General features: G+C 44.7%; 17 protein-coding genes. 9 read left to right on the top strand and 8 right to left on the bottom strand.

Annotation, left to right across the window (positions count from 1 at the left end):
• Positions 1-3: 3 nt before the first annotated feature.
• A complete protein-coding gene (gene nqrM, locus R7Q47_RS09510; RefSeq protein ID WP_005380273.1) occupies positions 4-237 on the top strand; it encodes a (Na+)-NQR maturation NqrM in 234 nt (77 codons plus the stop codon).
• 164 nt (positions 238-401) lie between these two features.
• Here nqrM and R7Q47_RS09505 read toward each other — a convergent pair whose 3' ends face one another.
• Positions 402-1,613 (bottom strand): response regulator, encoded by a 1,212-nt coding sequence (locus tag R7Q47_RS09505; RefSeq protein ID WP_262656593.1) that lies wholly within the window; start codon positions 1,611-1,613, stop codon positions 402-404.
• A 187-nt stretch (positions 1,614-1,800) separates the two neighbouring features.
• Here R7Q47_RS09505 and R7Q47_RS09500 point away from each other — a divergent pair, with 187 nt between their 5' ends.
• Together R7Q47_RS09500 and dinB are read left to right on the top strand one after the other, a co-directional pair.
• Positions 1,801-2,034, top strand: a complete 234-nt coding sequence (locus R7Q47_RS09500) for a DUF2789 domain-containing protein (protein ID WP_005380277.1) — start codon at positions 1,801-1,803, stop codon at positions 2,032-2,034.
• Positions 2,035-2,110: 76 nt separating this feature from the next.
• Positions 2,111-3,175 carry a DNA polymerase IV gene (gene dinB / locus R7Q47_RS09495; protein ID WP_411912871.1) on the top strand — a complete coding sequence of 355 codons (1,065 nt, stop codon included), beginning with the start codon at positions 2,111-2,113 and terminating at the stop codon, positions 3,173-3,175.
• Here dinB and R7Q47_RS09490 read toward each other — a convergent pair.
• On the bottom strand, positions 3,172-5,097 hold the full coding sequence (locus R7Q47_RS09490; RefSeq protein WP_256900255.1) for an ATP-dependent DNA helicase RecQ: 1,926 nt from the start codon (positions 5,095-5,097) through the stop codon (positions 3,172-3,174). The two genes, dinB and R7Q47_RS09490, sit on opposite strands and share 4 nt — an antisense overlap.
• A 76-nt stretch (positions 5,098-5,173) precedes the next feature.
• Between R7Q47_RS09490 and R7Q47_RS09485 the strand changes: the two genes are divergently transcribed.
• Together R7Q47_RS09485 and R7Q47_RS09480 are read left to right on the top strand one after the other, a co-directional pair.
• Complete coding sequence (locus R7Q47_RS09485; RefSeq protein WP_318088942.1) at positions 5,174-5,653, top strand: GreA/GreB family elongation factor; 480 nt, start codon at positions 5,174-5,176, stop codon at positions 5,651-5,653.
• A 61-nt stretch (positions 5,654-5,714) separates the two neighbouring features.
• The gene (locus R7Q47_RS09480; RefSeq protein ID WP_017820767.1) at positions 5,715-6,458 is read left to right on the top strand and encodes a YggN family protein; all 744 of its coding nucleotides are present in this window, start codon (positions 5,715-5,717) and stop codon (positions 6,456-6,458) included.
• Positions 6,459-6,594: 136 nt separating this feature from the next.
• Here the strand turns inward: R7Q47_RS09480 and R7Q47_RS09475 are convergent, their stop codons facing one another.
• Positions 6,595-9,141, bottom strand: a complete 2,547-nt coding sequence (locus tag R7Q47_RS09475; RefSeq protein WP_318088941.1) for an Ig-like domain-containing protein — start codon at positions 9,139-9,141, stop codon at positions 6,595-6,597.
• 378 nt (positions 9,142-9,519) lie between these two features.
• On the opposite strand from R7Q47_RS09475, the gene R7Q47_RS09470 reads away from it, so the two are divergent.
• Positions 9,520-10,884 carry a sodium-dependent transporter gene (locus R7Q47_RS09470; protein ID WP_005391763.1) on the top strand — a complete coding sequence of 455 codons (1,365 nt, stop codon included), beginning with the start codon at positions 9,520-9,522 and terminating at the stop codon, positions 10,882-10,884.
• 104 nt (positions 10,885-10,988) lie between these two features.
• On the opposite strand, the gene R7Q47_RS09465 is transcribed toward R7Q47_RS09470, so the two are convergent.
• The 5 genes from R7Q47_RS09465 to tsaA all read right to left on the bottom strand — a co-directional run bounded on the left by R7Q47_RS09465 (position 10,989) and on the right by tsaA (position 14,866).
• Positions 10,989-11,180, bottom strand: a complete 192-nt coding sequence (locus R7Q47_RS09465; RefSeq protein WP_005380289.1) for a DUF4250 domain-containing protein — start codon at positions 11,178-11,180, stop codon at positions 10,989-10,991.
• Positions 11,180-11,386: a YaeP family protein gene (locus tag R7Q47_RS09460; protein WP_005391765.1), complete on the bottom strand. Its 207-nt coding sequence runs from the start codon at positions 11,384-11,386 to the stop codon at positions 11,180-11,182. Before R7Q47_RS09460 ends, R7Q47_RS09465 begins: the two co-directional genes overlap by 1 nt.
• Before the next feature lie 111 nt (positions 11,387-11,497).
• Entirely contained in the window at positions 11,498-12,166 is a 669-nt protein-coding gene (locus R7Q47_RS09455; RefSeq protein WP_318088940.1) for a tellurite resistance TerB family protein, read from the bottom strand.
• Between the two features lie 177 nt (positions 12,167-12,343).
• Positions 12,344-14,059: a proline--tRNA ligase gene (locus R7Q47_RS09450; RefSeq protein ID WP_248486937.1), complete on the bottom strand. Its 1,716-nt coding sequence runs from the start codon at positions 14,057-14,059 to the stop codon at positions 12,344-12,346.
• A gap of 111 nt (positions 14,060-14,170) precedes the next feature.
• Positions 14,171-14,866 carry a tRNA (N6-threonylcarbamoyladenosine(37)-N6)-methyltransferase TrmO gene (gene tsaA, locus R7Q47_RS09445; protein ID WP_248486935.1) on the bottom strand — a complete coding sequence of 232 codons (696 nt, stop codon included), beginning with the start codon at positions 14,864-14,866 and terminating at the stop codon, positions 14,171-14,173.
• Between the two features lie 123 nt (positions 14,867-14,989).
• Here tsaA and R7Q47_RS09440 point away from each other — a divergent pair, with 123 nt between their 5' ends.
• The 3 genes from R7Q47_RS09440 (at position 14,990) to R7Q47_RS09430 (ending at position 17,195) form a co-directional block, all read left to right on the top strand.
• Complete coding sequence (locus R7Q47_RS09440) at positions 14,990-15,250, top strand: type B 50S ribosomal protein L31 (RefSeq protein ID WP_248486933.1); 261 nt, start codon at positions 14,990-14,992, stop codon at positions 15,248-15,250.
• 3 nt (positions 15,251-15,253) lie between these two features.
• Positions 15,254-15,379, top strand: a complete 126-nt coding sequence (ykgO, locus tag R7Q47_RS09435; RefSeq protein ID WP_005380299.1) for a type B 50S ribosomal protein L36 — start codon at positions 15,254-15,256, stop codon at positions 15,377-15,379.
• A gap of 229 nt (positions 15,380-15,608) precedes the next feature.
• Positions 15,609-17,195, top strand: coding sequence for an AbgT family transporter (locus R7Q47_RS09430; protein WP_005380301.1), 1,587 nt, complete (start codon positions 15,609-15,611; stop codon positions 17,193-17,195).
• Positions 17,196-17,284 lie beyond the last annotated feature (89 nt).

The raw sequence follows: 17,284 nt of genomic DNA, 5'->3' as shown, positions 1-17,284 counted from the left end.
TTTATGAATACATTTCTAATTACCTTTGCTGTGTTTGTCGCGGTAATCACTGCAATGGCTGTCGGATACATTTTCCAAAAGAAAGTCGTGAAAGGTAGCTGCGGTGGCCTAGGGGCAGTTGGCATCGAAAAAGTGTGTAATTGTCCAGAACCCTGCGATGCGCGTAAAAAACGTGAAGCGCGCGAGGCTGCGCGTGCTGAGAAATTGGCGGCGTGGGAAAAAGATAGAATTGCTTAGTATTGGTTAATCGTACTAAGAAAGTGATAAAGCTCAGCGTTCTGCTGAGCTTTATTTTTAGGCAGCTAACCAAAACTCAGATGTCCGAGAAAGAGCCTAATACCGTGTTTTGTTGTTTCTTTCTCTCATGTTACAGAGCAAGACCACACCGATAGTCATTAGGACTAAGAAATGATTTGGTTACGCCCGTTCTCTTTGGCCATGTAAAGTCGCTCATCCGCCACTTTTATTTGTTGTTCTAGCTCCCCCTCGATGTTGCTTACACCAATACTCGCGGTCACAAGAATGTTTTTGTCCAAATAAGTTATTGGCGTTTTTTCTATGCGCTGTCTCATTTGTTCTAAGCGTGTTAGAAAGCCGTCATAGTCGCCACTGGCTTGAATACAAAACTCCTCGCCACCAAGCCTAGCGACAATATCATTTGGAAAATAGATTTTTAGAATATTCGCTATCATGACTAGCACTGCATCGCCGCCCTCATGTCCGTGTGTATCATTTACTTGCTTAAAGAAATCGATATCAAGCATCGCGATGTTTCTTTGAGCGTTTTCTACATGGGGCTGCTCAAACAGAAAGCGGCGGTTCCATAAGCCCGTTAGCGCATCTTGATTTGCCATTTTAAACAGTTCAGATGTTGCGTCTTTGATATCTAACAGTTGGTGAATACGGCAAAAAAATTCTTCTTGATTAAATGGCTTGTATAAAAAGTCATTGGCCCCTGCTTTTAGAAACCTAGCCGTCATGGTCTTAGAGTTACTACCCGACAAGCCGAGAATGGCTAATTGATTTTTATCCCACTTCCGACGTAATTCACGCACCATAGTAATGCCATCTTTAACGGGCATGTCATGGTCGGTTAAAACGAGAGTGATATCTGGATTTTGCTCGACAAGCTCTAGGGCTTTTTGCCCATTGTCAGCTTCCAACGTTTGAATATATTGATGCTCCAAAAGTTGGGCGATGTGTCTTCTTACGGTGTGAGAATCATCAACGACTAAGCATTTGTGTTGTTGATTGTTGGTTAGTCGCTTGAGGAGTGGTAATAGATAGGCAACAGACGCCATGTTGTCTTTCAAAATATAGTCGAGGACACCTTTTGCAAGCATCTTTTCGCGAGTGTCTTCTTGAAATCGAGCCGTTAAAACAATGACACGATGACCATGTTCCAAAACGAGATCAATAATCTCGCCATCTTGAGCATCCGGTAAACAATAGTCTAAAACCGCACAGAAGAGGTCCTGTGCTGAAGATAACAAGTTCTTTGCCTCCGCGTAGCTTTCCGCTGCGATGACCTCATAACCAGCTTGGCTTATTGTTTGGCAAAGAAAGTTTTTAAATGCACGACTATCTTCAACAACCAGAATCTTATTACTCAAGCGCAGTCCCCAAAATTAATTGTTTAAAATCAATGATAACTAAAATTAAACTTATCGCCATCAAAAAACACATGTCAACCAAAAGTAGAACAACTACTCAAATGTTTGACACGCATCCGTTAACATCACATCATTATTCCTGTCTTAGTTATATAATTATGTTTAGCTAACGTAGGGAGAAAGTAGTATGGAAATGCATCAACATGGTATGGCTGAGCTATTTCAACAACTGGGCCTCGGTAGCTCTCCTCAAGAAATGAAAGATTTTATTAATCAACATCGACACAAAAGAGATTCTGCGCCTTTACATGAAGCTAGCTTTTGGACGATGTCACAGGCGAACTTTCTAAAACAAGCCATCGAAGAAGATGCAGATTGGGCCGAATTGGTCGATCAATTGGACGTAATGCTTCGAGATTGACGTTCGTTTAAACACGCCCATTTCTCTTCAGGTAGATTTGATTTATACTGTTTTTTTGAACAGTGCTTTGATGGCTATGTCAGATCGAATTAGAAAAATTATTCATGTCGATATGGATTGTTTTTATGCTGCCGTAGAGATGAGAGATAACCCCAGTTACCGTGGCATTGCACTCGCTGTTGGCGGACATGAAAAGCAGCGTGGAGTGATTAGCACCTGTAATTATGATGCGCGTAAATATGGTGTTCGCAGTGCAATGTCAACGGCGCGCGCGCTGCAACTCTGTCCTCATTTGTTGGTTGTGCCCGGTAGAATGCATGTATACAAGCAAGTCTCTCAGCAGATTCGTGCTATTTTTGAGCGTTATACGCCTATCATTGAACCTCTCTCATTGGATGAAGCATACCTCGATGTCACGGACTCGACAGCTTGCCGTGGCTCCGCAACGTTGATCGCAGAGTCAATTCGCCGTGATATCTGGAATGAACTTGGGTTGACGGCATCGGCGGGCATTGCTCCGATTAAGTTTCTTGCCAAGGTCGCGTCAGACATGAACAAGCCCAACGGTCAGTTTGTGATTCCGCCAGAGAAAGTCCAAGAGGTTATCGATAGTCTTCCGTTAGAGAATATTCCTGGCGTGGGGAAGGTGAGTCTTGAGAAGCTCCACCAAGCCGGTTTTTATCGATGTGAGGACATTAAAAACAGTGACTATCGAGAGTTGTTGAGGCAGTTTGGTCGTCAGGGTGCCTCCTTATGGCAGCGAAGCCATGGAATTGATAATCGAGAAGTCGTTGTTGAGCGCGAGAGAAAGTCCGTCGGTGTGGAAAGGACATTCAGCCAGAACATCGCAACCTATGGTGAATGTTGGCAAGTGATTGAGGAGAAACTTTATCCTGAACTCGAGAAACGTTTAGAGCGTGCAAGCCCAGATAAGTCGATTATTAAACAAGGTATTAAAGTCAAATTTGCCGACTTTCAACTGACAACAATTGAGCACATCCATCCGCAATTAGAGCTTGAGGACTTCAAGATCTTGCTAAGAGATATTCTTAAACGCCAAAATGGACGGGAAATTCGCCTTTTAGGCTTGAACGTGATGCTCAAGCCCGAAGACCAAGCGCGTCAATTGAGCTTTTTTTAGGCCCTTACCGTTTCTACCTGCGTTAATACCTGCTCAAAACTTACATTTGCCATTGCACCATAACCTGCTAGCTTTGAGGCTTTTAGCTGGCTAATCAAAGGAGTGCTGATTCCGCACAAGAAGCGAGCAACGGCATCATTACTGATGGCCGATGGGGAAAGCTGAATAAACTCCCGCGCCCATATCGATACTTGAGATTGTTCAATATCTTCAGGTTCTGGTGCTGTGAATGTGGCGACGTGACCACGACACACGGAGCAGTGACCACATTGCTTTGGTGCATCGTGATCCGCAAAGTAGTTCGCCAATTGTGAGCTCAAACAGTGCTCGGACTGGAACAAGTGCAGCATGGTGTGGATTCTTTCGATATCTTTGCTTTCTTTGGATTGAAACAGTTCATACAGTTGTTGGATTAAAACATCCGAGCTCTGTTTGGTTGGCATAACTGAGTACACGTCCGTCAGTTGTTTGCTCTCTAGTTCTATCCAGCCGTTCTGGTGAAAATAGTCGAGCGCTGCGACAACTCGGCTGCGTTCCGATTGATAGTTCATCCATAGCGCTTCTAGATCAACTTGGCACCACACTTTGGCTTTTTGTGAGCAGGAAAAAATAGCCTCCACAAATTGACGTCGCTCGCCTTGAAATTGATTCACAATAAATTGCTGATCGTGCAAAAACTTAAACCGATATTCCGCAAAGTAACTGTACTTTGCTTCAATGACGTTATGTAGCTCCAAATAAACCAACAAGGTTTTGAGTGGCAATTGGCGGATATTACTTTCACGCGACAAACGCAGTGGCACTACCTCCCATTGTGGAGCATGTTCTTTCGCTTGCTCGACTACATAGTTAATTGACGTAAATTCTGGTGTGTCACCATAGACAAAATTCTCCAACACCGTTAGGCCGGACGTATTGCCTAGCAGAATGCACTCCGAGCGTTGCCCGTCCCTGCCTGCACGTCCAATCTCTTGTGCGTAGTTCTCGATTGATTTGGGTAAGTCGAAGTGAATGACGCGTCGAATATCAGATTTATCGACCCCCATACCAAATGCAATCGTTGCAACAATACAGTCAATTTGGCCATCCATGAACTGCTGTTGGATTTGTTCACGAACGTCGCTTTTCATGCCAGCGTGGTATGCGTGAGCGTTAATGCCAATATGGATTAATGACTTTGCTACTCGTTCTGCTGTTTGCTGCTGCGTCACGTATACGATGGTCGGAAGCTTAGGTGAAGAGGCGATGATCTCACTGAGCTGTTCTTGTTTCTTTGTTTCCTCACACGGGATCACCGAGATATCCAGATTAGAGCGGTAGAAGCCTGTAACGGTAATATGTTCACTGGCAATATCGAACTTTTTTTGCATGTCTTCAATAACTGCAGGCGTTGCCGTTGCGGTGAGAAGTAAAGACTGTGGGATGTTCAGTTCACGTTGATATTGCGGTAGTTTGAGATAATCTGGACGAAAGTTATGCCCCCATTCGGAAATACAGTGCGCTTCATCAATGACCATCAAAGAAATCGGTACTTGGCGAATGAATTCACGAAAACGCTCATTTTTTAGTCGCTCAACAGAAATCATCAAGATTTTGATTTGTCCATTCTTCACGCCAGCCATGACCTGTTGTGCTTCTTCTCTACTTTGACTGCTATCGATAGAAGCGGCCGCGATTCCTTTACTTTGTAAAAAGCTCAGTTGATCCTTCATTAACGCCAACAACGGAGAGATCACCAACGTAAGGTTGGGTAATATGGTTGCAGGTAGTTGATAACAGAGTGACTTCCCCGAGCCTGTAGGAAAGATTGCCGCAGCAGAGTAACCATTCATAACGGCTTCAATAACGGGTTGCTGACCTTGGCGTAATGAGTCAAAACCAAATACAGATTGAAGTGTTTGATGCAGCGAGTCACTTTGCATAATAGGGAAACCTTTCTTTGATGGTAAACTTGGCTACATTAACACACCCCGAATACTAAACGCGCGTCCTAAAAGTATGAACAAAGCTGACTTAGTCCAAATTATCATCCAACATCTGGAAGAAAAACGTCAAGTTGCCCATGCATCGGCTCAGCGAGCTATCGATGCCGCGACAGATGAAGAAACTGTTCCCGAGCATAAGTACGATACATTGGCACTTGAAGCCGCGTATCTTGCTCATGGACAAGCCATGCGGATCCAAGATAGTGAAGAGGAATTGCGTCAATATCGTTCTTTAGTGACTCGTGACTTTAAGAATGCGCCTGTTGGTGTTGGTGCTTACGTTGTTCTCGCAGATGAGAATTTGATCGAAAAGCACTTCTTTGTAGGCCCTTGCTCTGGTGGTTTGACTGTTCAATATCAGGCTCAGGAAGTCTTTGTCTTAACAGCAAAATCTCCTCTTGGTCGAGCGTTGTTCGGAAAAGAAGAAGGTGATGAGGTTGACGTAAAAATAGGAGATAAAACAACTTGTTACGAAGTCGTGACGATTTGCTGACATCTCATGTATCACTCAGTGTTATGTTTAACACGAGTAATGTTAAATAAAAGAGAATGACATGAAAAAGCTTTTTACACTCTCATTGCTGATGGTCAGTGCTACTGGTTATGCAGCGCAGTGTCGTGTGGACATCAATAATGAAGTCCGTATGGATGGGCAAAGCTTGGAAATTCGCCAAACGACAGGTGATAAAGCTGTCGTGGATGAGGATAACAACCTTTTCATCAAAGGTGAGCTAATTGAACTCAATTCTGACCAGAAAGCGGCAATTGAAGACTATCGCGAAAAAATGAACGCGTATATTCCACAAGCAAAGCAATTGGCGAGTGATGGTTTAGCGCTTGCGAATGATATTATTGATGATGTTGCGGAAAGCCTCGATGCACCTGGTGCGTTTGATAATGTAAAAGTCGCAGTAAAGGACTTTTTCGCTGATGTTGAATCACGTTACTACAAAGATGGCGATTTCATTCTACCAGCGGAAAGTTTTGAGTCCATGACACAAGGGTGGACTGAAGACTTTGCAAAAGCACAAGAGATCTTCAATAAAGAGTTTTTAGCCAGTTCGTTGGATGCTTTATCGAAAAAAATGAAGGAAGAGGGAGGAATAAACCTCACTGCATTATCAGAGAGTATGGCTGAGCTCAGCGCGAAAGTAGAAGAGCGTTTAGCCGAGCATTCGAAAGAGGTAGAACAACAAGCAGAAGACTTGTGCGATTCGCTGGATGACATGGCAGGACAAGAAGACGATCTGTTGAAGAAAATCCCTGAGCTAAAAGATTACCGAGTATTTACGATTTAATTACTCATTAAAAAGTAAAAAACTCAATGAGATAAAGAAAGAGAGCACGATTGTGCTCTCTTTTCGTTTTTACATACTTGAATAAGTAATGGAAACAAGACGATATTTGCGTTTTACTCGCTTGTTCTTTGATAGCTTATTGCGTATTCATCTCGGTGAGTTTATCGCCGACAGGTTTTGAGAAGTTAAAGCCATCATGCTGATCCCAGTTGATAGACCATGTCATTACCCCTGCATAATTCGGGTAATGGTACGCTGGTTTAACGGTGCCACATGAAGTGCCTTTGGTTAAACAATCTAGTGCGTTGATAATATTCTGTGTTGGAGCCTGCCCTGAATTTGCCGAGCTAGGACCTGAAGGTAAACCGATTGCGACTTGATCATCGCGCAATGGTGCAAATTGAGTGCCGTCGGCCAACTCAAAACCTTCGATAAGCATTTTAGATTGCGCTACCATCATATCCACAGAGCCTTCTGGTGCACTGCCTGGCAGGTATGGGTTTGGCAAACCGCCGTTGTTATATAACTGGACGTGAAGCAAGTCGAGCGTGCTGCGTGTCTCGTTAATCACAGGGATGTACGCCCCCCAAATACCGCTGTAAGCCACATAACCACCTTGAACATAAGGGTGCTCAGGCGCCATGGTTAGGTACATGTCGCCACCCATGTTTTGCTCTATTTGAAGCAAAGCACGACCAAGGCGAGCTTGAATTTGCGAGCCATGAACTAAGTTAGAACCACTCTCTAAATCCACATCTAGACCATCAAAGCCCCACTCAGCGATAAGACCTGTTAGGCTAGAGACAAAGTTGGCTTCATCTTGGTCGGTATTCAGCGTAATCGTGCCTTCTGCGCCGCCAAGAGAGAGAACAAACTTCTTACCTTTAGCTTGAAGCGCTGCCATGTCCTGCTTGAATTGTGTTGGATCGAGTGCTGGACAATCGCTGTAAATATCGCCTGAATATAGATTAAAGTGCACGGTGCCATCACTGTTGCGATCATTTTCAGCAAAGGCAATATCAATCACATCCCAAGCATCTGCCATATCCGCTAGACGAATTGGACAGCCCGCTCCATTTACAAAATTGTGCCAGTAACCGATGAGTTTATGGCGTTTCTCTACTTGCTCAACCACCGTTATTGCTGCGGCGTCAGACAATGCATTGCTTCCTGATAAATCCACAGCTTGGGCGCTAACTGTAAAGTTACCAAGTGCAGTTGGTGTCCAGTTGGCTGTGTAAGGTGCCGTGGTATCGGTTGCAACAATAGAGCCGTTGATCATGAAATCAACGTGTTTAATGCCTGAAGTTAAAGACGTTGCATCGGCGCTTAATGCGAGGCTTTTGCCTAATCCAGCGGTCTGACCGCTGCTTGGTGAAGTCAGAGAGACGACCAAATCTTTATCGCTGACTTCCACACCAACCAGGGACTCTGACGTGTTGTTATCATTATCGGTTGCGACGGCTTTAAGCTGGTTAGCGCCAATAAGTGTGGCGTTCCAAGTAACGGAATATGGCGCTTGAGTGGTGACCCCTAAGCTGGTGTTGTTCGCAAAAAACTCAACTTGCGTGACTGTGCCATCAGCATCGCTTGCGCTTGCCGTGATTTCGTTATTGCTGCCAGCGAGCACGACTTGTCCATCCGTTGGTGCCGTAATGGTAACTTGCGGTGGTGTCGAACAAGCACCTAGGCCACTCCAAGCATCTTGCCAGTATAGCCCTTCACCAGGCTCGTAAGCCCATGTCGCATCCGAGGAGCACCAACCAGCAACATCACAACGATATTTTTGGTTGAAGTGAGAAACCAGGTCGCCAGCTTGATAACTTGTGCCTGCCACATAAGGTACTGCATCTGCACATCCGCCTGTTCCGGTTTCTGCATTACTAATAACCAGCGCTACTTCTTGGCTCATCGTTGCGAGGTTTGTATCATCAGTCGCTTGTGCTTTGAACGAGTATGTACCTGGACTCGCGGTCCATTGATACTCGTAAGGTGCACTAGTATCAATGGCGACAGATTGATTGTTTACGAAGAACTCAACTTGTGTGACCACACCATCAATATCGTCAGCTTGAGCGGCTACGGTTAGGTTATCGCCTACATTAAGCACTTCTGTGCCTACTGGGCTTGTCAATGAAATGCTTGGTGGCGGTAATTCGACTTGTGGTTGAACTTGGATAGAAATCGTCGTGGTGCTAACAGCTCCCTCATTATCTGTCGCAATTGCGGTCAATTGCGAGATCCCTTCAATAGCTGTCCAAGAAGCTTCGAATGGTGCTTGAGTTACCACAGCAACGGTTTGGTTGCCTGCAACAAACTCAATTTGTGTGATTTGGCCATCTTCGTCAGTTGCGTTGGCTAACAAAGTGATCGCACTGCCTTCGGGAATTTGTGCGTTGTTTATTGGAGAGGAGAACGACACCGTTGGTGATAAATTGTTGCTTCCACCATCACATTGCCCTAACGCTTTCCATGCTTCCCAAGATCCTGAGTTGGTCACGGGATCATTGCCTTGCGTCCAATATGCAGCCTCATAAGCGGCTCCTTGCGTTTTTACTAAAGCGCCCGATGTATAAGTCGCAGTGCTGTCCCAGTCGGGTAAACTTTGACAGTTATAGGCTTGAGCTTGGTAGCTGGCGCTGAGTGCTACAACCATCGCTCCGTGAAGTAGGGTGACCTTCATTTTCCTCTCCTTGAATCATGGGTATAAATGAGAACAGAGTAATAACTAGCTGATAAATAGACATTAGGGGGAAAAAGCGAAGCACAATATTCTGCTTTTCGACACAGTATCACGAGGAACAGTTCGTCCCTTACACCAGAGCTCATTATTTTTCGGCTCACTTCACGGCAGAAGGATTGGTAAAATTCAGCCACGTAAAACGAACAACAGTCGCGAGGCTTTTGAGCGATGAATATGAGATGTACGTTAAAATTTACAAGCTGAATGACTACAAATTGTTTCAACTGTCGAGGATTTAACCGAGGTGCTCTTGTTGAATAGTGAATATTGCTATAGTGTACTAGTTAGCTAGTTCAATGATATTTTTGTGTGAGTAGTATGACACAGCAAACCTCTTCTCAGCCTCGCGAGCATTTTGGCTCTCGTCTCGGGTTCATCTTAGCTGCCGCAGGTGCCGCAGTTGGCCTTGGCAATATTTGGGGCTTCCCAACTCAAGCAGCCAGTAATGGTGGCGGTGCTTTCCTGTTAGTTTATTTGGTGATGATTCTTATCGTCGCATTTCCGATGCTGGTGGTTGAAATGGCGATTGGTCGCCATGGTCAAGCCAACCCTGTAGACAGTATGCGTGCAATCACAGATAACCCTGCCGGTAAAAAGCTCGGCGGCATTGTGGGTTGGATTGGTTTAAGCGTACCAAGCGCTGTCTTAGCGTTTTATTCAATTGTTGGTGGTTGGTTGATCTGCTTTTTACTGGGTGCAATCACAGATCTAATGGGGTTAGAAGCTGCAACTCAATGGCTAAAGGGCTTTAGTGTTGAACGTAACTTGTTCGGAACCATTACTTTTTATGTACTGACGATTCTCATCGTACAAGGTGGCGTAAAACAAGGTATTGAGAAGTGGTCCACACGTTTGATGCCAGCATTGTTTGTTTTGTTTGCTCTGCTATTTGCTTACATCATGACGCAAAACGGTGCGATGGAAGGTCTGAAACATTACCTAGTGCCGGATTTTGAAAAGGTATGGGACCGCAAGTTGATTCTTGCTGCAATGGGGCAGGGCTTCTTCTCGCTTACGATCGGTGGCTGTTCAATGCTGATTTATGGCTCTTACTTGAGTAAGAAAGAGAACCTACCAAAGATGGCGATGAACGTGACCATGGTAGATACTGCCGTTGCTTTCATTGCAGGATTAGTGGTGATGCCAGCGATGTTTGTGGCAATGCAAAAAGGCGTTCAGATCTATGCAGAAGATGGCTCTCTATTAAGCTCTGATACGTTGGTATTTACCGTATTGCCATTGATGTTTGATAGCTTAGGTTTGCTTGGTCAATTGTTCTCTATTGTGTTCTTCTTATTGCTGACGATTGCGGCGCTAACGTCCTCCATTTCAATGTTAGAGTGTCCAGTGGCTTTAGTGAGTGAGCGCTTCAATACTAAGCGCAGCGCAACGAGCTGGGTTTTAGGTGGTCTCATTGCCTTGTTCAGTGTGGTGATTGTTTATAACTTTGGCGCTCTGTTTGGTATGGTCGCGACGGTTGCTACTCAGTATCTACAACCAACCGCTGCGCTCTTATTCTGCTTATTTGGTGGTTGGGTATGGAATCGCAACTCAAAAATCAAAGAGCTTGAGCAAGGTTGCCCGGAGTTTACGCAAGGTTGGTTTGGTAAGTTATGGCCTGCGTATGTGAAGTTTGTATGTCCAATTCTTGTGGCGACAGTCATCTGGGCTTCATTTGGCTAACCGAGACGCCTATCGAATAAAAGAAAAGGGCTTGATGGTAACTCATCAAGCCCTTTTTCATATTGGTTATTCTCGTTTCGGTTATCCGCCAAGCATGGTGTGGATTAACGGAATTGTCCTGCTTCTGGAAGAAAGTCAAAACCAGCAGAAGCCAGTTTTGTCTCCAGTGCTGTGCGCTCGATATCGAAGAAAGCCACCAGTTTGTCCAGATCACCTCCGAAGTCATCGCGTAGCTTCATATTCACAATGCTCATCAGCATGACAGGATCCATGGATTCAAAGTTCGCTAGATTCATTACTTATCCTCAAAATCTGAAATCAGTAGGTTTGCCGCAGCAAATGCCGCTTTTTCACGCACTTCTTTAGGCAGGGACTCATCCGCTGCAACATCGTTCAGTGCTTTAACTGCACATGAAATTGCTTGGGGAATATAAGCTTGATCGCCACTACCAATCTGAGCATAAAGCTCACGAACCAGTTCACAACAGCCGTATACTTGCATGTTTTCTTTCCACTAAATGATAACTTATCTCAATATACACACAGCGGATTTGAAACTCAAAGTACAGAGTTGTTTTGGCTCAAGTTGAAGGTTTGCTTGAGCGAGATTTAATCACTGCATTTGTGCTTCTAACTGCTGAGTGACTTCTGGTGAAAGTTGAAGTTGTTTTGCTAGTTCTTGCAGATACGCTTTTTCCATAAAGTTTTGTTCATCAGCGACGATCAAAGACGCCAGGTAAATTTCTGACGCTTGTTGAGGAGAGGTCGCCTGATTAGCAATTTCAGCAGGAGCAAGCGGTTTGTTTAACTCTTGCTGAACGAGGTGACGAACGTGCTCATCTGCGCCCATATCCGCGAGAGCTTGTTCAATGCGAGCCATTTCCTCTTCATCAACGTGACCATCAGCTTTTGCAGCTCCAATCATTGCTTTTAAAATTAAGACACTGTGTTTACTGTCATCGGGGTCAAAGGTTTCTTGAACACCTTGACCGGATTGCTTGGCTTGCCAGTCGTTATACACTTTGTAGGCCAAGGCTCCAAGCGCAGCTGCGCCACCGACTTTTAATGCGCTTGACCCTATTTTTTTAGTCATTTTTTTACTTTTCTTTGAGCCCATCAGCATACCGATGAGGCCTCCGCCTACAGCACCTGCTCCTAGCGTTTTTAGGCTACTTGAATATGATGAGAATTTGATGTTGTTGGTTTGTTTGCCCAATGCATCTGCACCTTGCTTAAGTAAGTCTGATTTGAGTGCTTGGTTTAGAAGACTTTTTAAATCCATAACTGACCTCCTTTAGATGATGAAATCAGTTTAATAGCAAGAAGCTGAACCAAAGATTAACAAAGTGAATAGTTCGAAAAAGGTGGAGGGGGGCGTTGAGCTGTAATAAAAAGGGCTGACCGAAGCCAACCCTTTTTAACTATTTGAAACTACTTCAAATGCGAACTCGTCTAGTGCTTACTTTAGTTGAGCTTTTACGTGCTCAACAATGTCAGTCATTGCGACTGCTGCTTTCTCACCAGTAGCACGGTTCTTGTATTCGAAGTTGCCTTCTTTCATTGAGCGGTCACCGATAATAATGGTATGCGGTACACCAATAAGCTCCATGTCAGAGAACATTACGCCTGGGCGTTCTTTACGGTCGTCAAATAGCACTTCGATGCCCATTGCTGTTAGCTCAGCGTACAATTTCTCAGCGGCTTCTTTCACTTCTTCTGACTTGTGCATGTTCATTGGAACGATCGCTACCTGGAATGGTGCGATTGCATCTGGCCAGATGATGCCGTATTTGTCGTGGTTTTGTTCAATAGCAGCCGCTACTACGCGAGTGATACCGATACCGTAACAACCCATTTCTAGGATGACGTTCTTACCATCAGGACCCAGTACACCACAGTTCATCGCTGCGGAGTAAGCGTTACCTAGTTGGAAGATATGGCCAACTTCGATACCACGCTTAAGCTGGATAATGCCCTTGCCACATGGGCTTGGGTCACCTTCCACAACGTTACGTAGGTCTTCAACTTGGCCAAGCTCTACATCACGACCCCAGTTAATACCGAAGTAGTGTTTGCCATCGATGTTCGCGCCCGCACCGAAGTCGCTCATTACCGCAACGCTGCGGTCAACAATGAACGGCAGTTTAAGGCCAACAGGGCCAAGTGAACCAGGGCCTGCACCGATAAGCGCACGAATTTCTTCTTCAGATGCCATTTCCAGTGGAGCTGCAACCTGAGGAAGGTTTTCTGCTTTCACTTCGTTCAGTTCATGATCACCACGAATAATAAGCGCGATGATTGGCGCATCAACTTCGTCAGATGCTTTCACAAACAGTGTTTTCACTGTTTTTTCAATTGGTAGTTCGAACTGCTCAACCAATTCAGCGATTGTTTTCGCGTTTGGCGTATCAACCAACGTCATTTCTTGTGTTGGTGCCGCAGCCTCAGAGGCTGGAGCTAGTGCTTCTGCTTTTTCAATGTTTGCCGCGTAATCTGACTCGCTAGAAAATGCGATGATATCCTCGCCGCTTTCAGCCAGTACGTGGAACTCTTGAGAGCCGCTACCACCGATAGCACCGCTATCTGCAAGTACAGGACGGTAATCCAGACCCATGCGATCGAATGCTTTACAGTAAGCATCGTGCATTGCGTCGTATGACTTTTGTAGGCCGTCTTTATCAATGTCAAAGCTGTACGCATCCATCATTGAGAATTCACGTGAACGCATTACACCGAAGCGTGGACGACGTTCGTCACGGAATTTGGTTTGGATTTGGTACAGGTTTAGCGGAAGCTGTTTGTAAGAGCTCACTTCATTGCGAACAAGGCTTGTGATCACTTCTTCAGCGGTTGGGCTAAGTACAAACGGACGAACATGACGGTCAGTAAAGCGAAGTAGCTCAGGGCCCATCTTTTCGCTGCGGCCTGTCTCTTCCCATAGTTCAAACGGCTGAACAACGGGCATCAAAGTTTCGACTGCGCCTGCATTGTCGATTTCTTGACGAACGATGTTTTCGACTTTACGCAGTACACGTAGACCAGTAGGTAGCCAGGTGTATAAACCTGAAGCCAGCTTACGGATCATACCTGCACGTAGCATGAGCTGGTGGCTCACTACTTCTGCGTCGTTTGGAGTCTCCTTCAGAGTAGAAAGAAGATAATTACTGGTACGCATTAAATTTATCCGTTTATTTAAGTTAGATACTCAAGCTTGAATAAGCAGGAGTATGGGAGTTCCCTAAAGGGAAATTTGTTAGCCGTCTATAATATCAGCCAATTGCGTTTGTCAAAAGCTTTCAATAGCGGTAACCGTTATTAAGTTGCTTGTTGCTGTGAACTTTACGTTCAAGTCGAACAAATTTACCGCATATTCTTTGTCGTCCGGCTTGTTTTTCTTATATGCAGGGCGAGGATCTTGTGCCAGAACTTGTTCAATGACTGATCTTACATAGTCAGTATCGGATCGATTTTCTATCGTTGCTAATGCTTGAGCAGAAAAGGTGACTTGTGACTTTTCTGGCTCTTGGTCTGCGTATCCGCCTTGTGCTTCCGAAATAGAATCCGAATAGGGGATATAAGGCTTAATATCCACAATCGGTGTCCCATCCACGAGATCTACACTGCCTAAATCAAGATAGATTTGATCGCCTTGCTTAGTGACTCCTTTCACTTCAACGGCTGACATTCCGATTCCGTTTGGACGGAAAGTCGAGCGCGAGGCAAAGACACCAATTCGTTCATTGCCGCCTAATCGTGGCGGACGTACAGTTGGTTTCCAACCAGCTTCCAGATTCTGATCAAATAGAAACAACAACCAAACGTGAGAGAACTGTTCTAGCCCACGCACTGCTTCAGGGCTATTTGCTGAACCTAACAGTTTTACGCGTGCTTTAGCCTCTGGTACTAAGCGTGGTTGGCGCGGAACTGCAAACTTTTCTTTGTACGGTGTCTCAATGACGCCGATGGGTTCGATGGAATACATGGTGGACATCTTTAAGAATTCATTGAGATGAAAAGTATCACAAATTTCTCTTGCTTTTCTTGTTGATAATGATTATTAATTAAAATGTTATAACATAACAATTTAATTGAAAGGAAAAGTATTATGAAACAAGGAATCCACCCTGAATATCGTCCTGTGGTGTTCCACGACACCAGTGTAGATAAGTACTTTGTCGTTGGTTCTACGTTGAAAACGGAGAGAACCATCGAATGGAAAGATGGCAAAACTTACCCTTACTTTACGTTAGATGTGTCGTCAGCTTCTCACCCGTACTACACCGGTAAACAGCGCGTTGTACAAACCGAAGGTCGCATTGCGAACTTCAACCGTCGTTTTGGTCAATTTAAGAGCGAAAAGGAATAAATCATGAAGGTAGTAAAATCATTAAAAAGTGCAAAAAGTCGTCATCCGGATTGCCAGATTGTAAAACGGAGAGGGCGTCTTTATGTCATTTGTAAAACGAACCCGAGATTCAAAGCTGTGCAAAAGTAATCAACCTGCATATATCTAACTTATGGTTTTGTTTAATTGATAATGTTGAGTTAATTATCTTACATGGATGAAATATCTACATTTTTATTCAATGTTGGTTATAAATGCCTCCGTTCGTCACAGTTTGTAACATTTAGGGCTTTTATTTGACCTTCTACTCAAGTACCCTTCGCACGCTTTTTGACATTTTTGTCACATTTGCATAGGAATAAAAACAAGGAGGGAACAGATGAGTTCATCTGATTCAATTAAACAAAACTCGCCTAAGAAGCCGCTGTTTACGCGCTTTTTGGATACTGTCGAATATTTGGGGAACTTATTACCCCACCCGATCACACTATTTGCCATTTTCTGTTTAGCCATTCTGGTGATGTCGGGTATTGCAGGATACTTCGAAGTTTCCGTAGTTGATCCTCGTCCTGAGGGTGCAAAAGGTCGTGCCGCGGATGGCATGATTCATGTCGTTAGCTTGCTTAACGCTGATGGCCTTGAACTAATCGTTACCAATCTAGTGAAAAACTTTGTCGGCTTTGCACCTTTGGGTACGGTATTGGTTGCGATGTTGGGTGTTGCTATTGCTGAATACTCAGGCTTGCTATCTGCAGCAATGCGTGGCTTAGTCATGGGTGCATCACAACGCATGGTAACAGTGACGGTCGTTTTCGCGGGTATCATTTCAAATACGGCATCAGAGCTTGGCTATGTGGTACTTATTCCACTGGCTGCAATGCTGTTCCATTCTTTAGGTCGTCACCCACTTGCCGGTCTTGCTGCGGCGTTCGCTGGTGTATCTGGTGGTTACTCAGCAAACCTACTTATTGGTACGGTTGACCCGCTGTTGTCAGGCATTACTGAAACGGCGGCGCAAATGATTGACCCAACTTACACTGTTGGTCCAGAAGTTAACTGGTACTTCATGTTTGTGTCGACATTCTTCATTGCAATCACAGGTGCGTTTGTTACTGAAAAAATTGTTGAGCCAAAGCTTGGCAAATACAGTGAAGAAGAAGCCTCAGAAGATTTGTCGAACGACAAAATGGGTGGCTTAACAGACATTGAGAAGAAAGGCCTAAAACTAGCAGGTGTTGCTGTACTGGTTGTTTCAGCGCTGCTTGCTTGGACGGTTGTTCCAGAAGACGGCATTCTACGTTCTGATGCAGGTACAATTGCAGGTTCACCATTCCTGAAAAGTATCGTGGCATTCATCTTTGTGTTCTTTGCTATTCCAGGCTTTGTGTTTGGTAAAGTTGTTGGCACGATGAAGACGGATCGCGATGTAATTGATGCAATGGCGAAATCTATGTCTTCTATGGGCATGTACATTGTATTAGTTTTCTTTGCGGCTCAGTTCGTTGCTTTCTTTAAATGGACTAACTTCGGTCAGGTATTCGCGGTTGCTGGCGCTAGCTTCCTGCAAGAAATTGGCTTAACTGGCCCAATGTTGTTCTTTGCCTTCATCCTGATGTGTGGCTTTATCAACCTAATGATTGGTTCGGCATCGGCACAGTGGGCAGTAACGGCTCCGATTTTTGTTCCTATGTTGATGCTTGTTGGTTATGCACCGGAAACGATTCAGGCTGCTTACCGAATTGGTGACTCGACGACAAACATCATTACTCCAATGATGAGCTACTTTGGTTTGATTCTTGCCGTAGCGACTCGTTACATGAAGAACTTAGGTATCGGTACGCTGATCGCGACCATGCTACCTTACTCAATCTGCTTCATTGTAGGTTGGAGTGTGCTGTTCTACCTATGGGTATTCGTATTTGGTTTACCAGTAGGCCCTGGCGCAGCAACATACTACACACCGTAGAAAACGGTTACCTCACACAGCTCCATTATAAAAAGCCTGCGAACGTCGCAGGCTTTTTTATCGATTGAGACTGTGTACGCAGGCTTACC

Source organism: Vibrio sp. Vb0349 (genome assembly GCF_033338975.1).
Note: the sequence above shows the minus strand (reverse complement) of the source record. Positions and strands in the feature narration are given on the sequence as shown.